A 4,264-nucleotide genomic window follows, 5' to 3' on the forward strand; every position below is an offset into this window, starting at 1 on the left:
CATACCCGCCAATTCATGGCGGGCAATTCACCTGCCGTCCGTATCCCTGTGAGTATGGCCTTCCCGAAACAGACCAAATTGGTTGTGATTCGAGAGGGAAACAGGCTCATCGTAGAGCCTGAAGAAGATTCACTCCAATCGCTTCCGGCACTGTTCGCCGCGCTGCGCCCGCAGCATACCGGCGAGCGCCCGGAGTTTATCGAGACGGAAAGATCCTGGTGATACTGCGCTACCTGCTGGACACCAACATTTGCATCTACCTCATGAAGGAGCAGCCCGCATCAGTCATCCGGCGCTTTGCGGCCTGCAAGCCCGGTGAAATTGGGATCAGTTCGATCACCTGGGCTGAGTTGTGTTGTGGCCTGGACGTGCATAACAGCCAGTTCGAAATGGCCACGCTCTTGAGCAGCCTGATCGTCAATAATTTTGATGTGGATGCAGCAGACCTCTTCGGAAAGCTCTCCCGTCAGTTTCCAGCCAGAAAGAGCAGCTTTGACCGCATGATTGCCGCGCATGCTTTATCGCTGGGAATTACGCTGGTGACCAACAACACGGCCGATTTCGATCTCTATGTCGGTGCAGGACTGGTCGTCGAGAATTGGGTGACATGATGGCGAAGTTGCACTTCCTGATCATCAACGGGCTTTTCAACCCCTGTCAAAGGCTTCCTGTAGAGATTTTCTGTTGAAGGGCCGGTCCAGACTGGGAGCGGTCATTGATTTTTCGATTCCGCAGTAGTGTGGCAAGCCCACCCTTGAACTGGCGAATTTATCACTTTCTGTCAAGCTGCGCTTGTGATTAGCCAGTTTTCAGCAGAAAGTGTCTGGAATGCTTAAATTTGAAAACATTAGACTTTTTATAATGTCATTATTTTCAATAATCTAATGATTAATTTTAGCAAAATGGGATGGTAAAAACCTGATGCTGACACCTTGTGGCTAAGGGCGGGCGCTGATTAACATTGTGGGGAAAGCAGCAGTTTGCACGCACAGCTCTGACTTTTACGTTTAAAACGTGCGCAAAGCCTCTACTATGACGGCTAATGCACGAGAATTTTGCCTACGGCTGGGGTAGTACAAATGATAACCAGCAAATTCTGGACACCACTTTTCAAGCACTCGTTGCAAATGCCCTTGATGAATATGTTCCAGGGCTACATCCTCGGGTACATAGGCCAATCCAAGCCCAGCGAGTGCTGCCCGCAAGATCGGCGTACTACTATTGAAAACCCATTGACCCTGAACATGCACTGAGAGCGCGTGTCCGGCGCTTTCTAATTCCCAGGGTAACAATCCTCCGTGCGGTAAGCGCAAATTGATGCATGAGTGCGCGGCCAGATCCTGAGGAGTCAAAGGGGGAGGATTTTTCGCAAAGTATTCATTGGTTGCAACGATGGCCATATGCATGGGAGCACTGATAGGTACGGCGATCATGTCGTTTTCCAGACTTTCCCCCAGCCGCACTCCGGCATCAAAGCGGTGCGTGACAATATCGGTGAAGCCATAATTAATGTTGATTTCTACTTGAAGATCCGGATATTCCGGCAGAATCCGACTTAATTTTGGCCATAAAATCGTATTGGCGGCATGCTCTGCAGTGGTAATCCGGATAATCCCCGCCGGTTTTTCCCGCGATTCGCGAAGAAAAGCTAATTCCTCCTGTATTTCTTCCAGTCGGGGCGCTAAATGTTGAAGCAGTCGTTCTCCTGCTGTTGTCGGAGAAACACTTCGGGTAGTCCGGGTGAGCAAGCGGACCCCCAGCCGAGTTTCCAGAGCGCGCATGCGGTGGCTTAAAGCGGATTGTGATACGCCCATTTGTCGGGCCGCTTGGGTAAAGCTCTGTTCGCGGGCTACAGCCACAAAGGCGGCCAAGTCATTTAAGTCTTCACTGGGCATTAATGAAATTTACTCATGAGGTCATTCTGATTATACCCACTAATCAAAAAAAACGAATCCATTAAGATAGTTCCTGTCTATTCAGAAGGAGCAGATGATGCCATCGCTAAAAAATGCCTCGAACAGCAAGATATTGCAGGTACAGCGCTGCGGTTCGCAATCTTCATATCCTGGTCCGGCAGAATGGTTTACCGGGTCTGTTCGGGTTGATCCATTGTTTTCATCTCCTGAACCCGCAAGGGCTTCTGGAGCTTATGTCACTTTTGAACCCGGAGCACGCACAGCATGGCACAGCCATCCCTTGGGCCAGACACTGATAGTGACGGCAGGATGCGGACGCGTCCAGTGTTGGGCCGGTGCCATCCAGGAAATCTGTGCTGGGGATGTGGTTACCATCCCTCCTGGAGTCAGGCATTGGCATGGTGCTGCGCCCGAGACAGCCATGACGCATATTGCGGTACAAGAACAACAAGCAGGGAACGCCGTGGAGTGGATGGAAAAGGTCGACGAGTCGGACTATCAGGTTTAGCCCACCAGGCGATAACCTTTTCGAAGAGGATAAAAATCATGGAACAACGTCAATTGGGTCAGCATGGGCCTATGGTATCGGCTATAGGCCTAGGCTGCATGAGTCTGAGTTATGGTTACGGACCCGCAGCGGATAAAACGCAGGCTATTCATCTGATTCGCCGAGCATATGAACTAGGTGTCACCTTTTTTGATACCGCTGAGGCCTATGGTCCATTTGCGAACGAAGAACTGCTGGGCGAAGCTCTAGCCCCCTTTCGGCAGAAGGTGGTCATTGCCTCGAAGTTTGGTTTTGCGGAAGGTGACGTCGCCAAAGGTCTCGATAGCCGCCCTGAAAATATCCGTGCCGTGGCAGATGCCGCACTCAAGCGATTGAAGACGGACTGCATCGACCTGTTCTACCAACATCGGGTGGATCCTAATGTGCCCATTGAAGAGGTGGCGGGTACCGTTCGCAATTTGATTGACCAGGGTAAGGTGAAACACTTTGGCTTATCGGAGGCCGGCATCAGTACTATCCGTCGTGCCCACGCCATACTGCCAGTAAGCGCCTTGCAAAGTGAATACTCATTGTGGTGGCGCGAACCGGAGCAATCGTTGCTGCCAGCGCTTGAAGAGTTGGGGATTGGGTTCGTTCCTTTCAGTCCGCTCGGTAAAGGCTTCTTGACTGGAGCTATTGACGAGAGCACCCAGTTTGCCGAAAACGACTTTCGTAATGTCGTACCACGTTTCAGCGAAGACAGCCGCAAGGTAAATCATGTTCTGGTAGATCTGCTGGGTGACATTGCGCAAGAGAAACAAGTAACGCGCGCGCAGATAGCGCTGGCGTGGTTGTTGGCTCAAAAACCATGGATTGTACCCATACCAGGAACCACAAAACTGCATCGACTGGAAGAAAATCTGGCAGCAGCCACGGTGGTTTTGTCTGAAAAAGATGTACAACAGATTGCCAACGCCTTGGCTCAAGTGAAGATTCAGGGTGACCGTTACCCGGCAGCACTTCAGGAACGAGTAGGGAATTAGATTCAGGGAAATACGTTGAAGCACCAACATCAGAAGAGTACAGGAGAACATTATGGCGACATGGTTTATTACCGGTTGTTCGAGTGGTTTGGGTCGGCAACTAGCAATAACTGCGCTTGCGGCAGGTTTTAACGTCGTAGTCACCGCACGAAATCCAGCAACACTCCAGGATGTTGCAGCAAGTTACCCAAAAAATGCATTGGTTGCATCGCTCGATGTTACCAATGAGATGATGATTAAAAAGGTAGTCAAACAGGCTGAACAGCGTTTTGGCGCCATTGATGTGCTCATCAACAACGCTGGCTATGGTTATCGAGCGGCCGTCGAGGAAGGAGATAGTAACCAAGTAGCAAATCTTTTTGCTACGAATTTTTTTGGCGCAGTTTCCATGATCAAGGCAGTACTTCCAGGTATGCGTGCCCGACATTGCGGCACTATCGTCAACATCACGTCCATCGGAGCCAGGCTGGCTATGCCGGGATCCGCCTATTATTCAGCGACAAAGTTCGCGCTTGAAGGCTTGTCTGATGCGCTTCGTAAAGAGGTCGACCCGCTTGGAATTCGGGTATTGATCGTCGAACCAGGCGCATTTCGCACTGATTTTGCTGGACGATCTCTTGTCGGCAGTAAGACGATGATCAGTGATTACGATGAAACCGTAGGCCCACGCCGCAAAACCCAGGACAAGACAGATGGAACTCAGCCTGGTGATCCTGCACGTGCTGCAAAGGTGCTCCTGAGCTATAGTCAAATCTGGTGTATGAGCATTTTCTGACATAGATCAGGCGGCGGTCTGTTGATCATCCGGCAGGGTTAGG

Annotated in this window: 6 protein-coding genes; 5 read left to right on the forward strand and 1 reads right to left on the reverse strand. The window is 50.8% G+C overall.

Going from position 1 to position 4,264, the window contains the following annotated elements:
- Both HAP95_RS08200 and HAP95_RS08205 read left to right on the forward strand, forming a co-directional pair.
- Positions 1 to 222, forward strand: a 222-nt coding sequence (locus HAP95_RS08200) for an antitoxin (protein ID WP_215883777.1), incomplete at its 5' end; no start/stop codon positions are given.
- Positions 219 to 611 carry a type II toxin-antitoxin system VapC family toxin gene (locus HAP95_RS08205; RefSeq protein ID WP_215883778.1) on the forward strand — a complete coding sequence of 131 codons (393 nt, stop codon included), beginning with the start codon at positions 219 to 221 and terminating at the stop codon, positions 609 to 611. The genes HAP95_RS08200 and HAP95_RS08205, both read left to right, overlap by 4 nt.
- Positions 612 to 1,007: 396 nt before the next feature.
- On the opposite strand, the gene HAP95_RS08210 is transcribed toward HAP95_RS08205, so the two are convergent.
- Positions 1,008 to 1,895, reverse strand: a complete 888-nt coding sequence (locus HAP95_RS08210; RefSeq protein ID WP_226832657.1) for a LysR family transcriptional regulator — start codon at positions 1,893 to 1,895, stop codon at positions 1,008 to 1,010.
- Between the two features lie 94 nt (positions 1,896 to 1,989).
- On the opposite strand from HAP95_RS08210, the gene HAP95_RS08215 reads away from it, so the two are divergent.
- The 3 genes from HAP95_RS08215 to HAP95_RS08225 are packed head-to-tail and all read left to right on the forward strand — an operon-like array spanning position 1,990 to position 4,221.
- The gene (locus tag HAP95_RS08215) at positions 1,990 to 2,424 is read left to right on the forward strand and encodes a (R)-mandelonitrile lyase (RefSeq protein WP_215883779.1); all 435 of its coding nucleotides are present in this window, start codon (positions 1,990 to 1,992) and stop codon (positions 2,422 to 2,424) included.
- Positions 2,425 to 2,462: 38 nt separating this feature from the next.
- Positions 2,463 to 3,446 (forward strand): aldo/keto reductase, encoded by a 984-nt coding sequence (locus HAP95_RS08220; RefSeq protein WP_215883780.1) that lies wholly within the window; start codon positions 2,463 to 2,465, stop codon positions 3,444 to 3,446.
- A gap of 52 nt (positions 3,447 to 3,498) precedes the next feature.
- Positions 3,499 to 4,221 (forward strand): oxidoreductase, encoded by a 723-nt coding sequence (locus HAP95_RS08225; RefSeq protein WP_215883781.1) that lies wholly within the window; start codon positions 3,499 to 3,501, stop codon positions 4,219 to 4,221.
- Positions 4,222 to 4,264: the final 43 nt, after the last annotated feature.

This window comes from Acidithiobacillus sulfurivorans, from assembly GCF_018853815.1.
GTDB lineage: Bacteria > Pseudomonadota > Gammaproteobacteria > Acidithiobacillales > Acidithiobacillaceae > Acidithiobacillus > Acidithiobacillus sulfurivorans.

Excerpts from the sequence above, each read along its gene's own strand:
- HAP95_RS08210 (WP_226832657.1), bottom strand. The coding sequence starts at position 1,895 with ATGCCCAGTGAAGACTTAAATGACTTGGCCGCCTTTGTGGCTGTAGCC.
- HAP95_RS08215 (WP_215883779.1), top strand. The coding sequence starts at position 1,990 with ATGATGCCATCGCTAAAAAATGCCTCGAACAGCAAGATATTGCAGGTA.
- HAP95_RS08220 (WP_215883780.1), top strand. The coding sequence starts at position 2,463 with ATGGAACAACGTCAATTGGGTCAGCATGGGCCTATGGTATCGGCTATA.
- HAP95_RS08225 (WP_215883781.1), top strand. The coding sequence starts at position 3,499 with ATGGCGACATGGTTTATTACCGGTTGTTCGAGTGGTTTGGGTCGGCAA.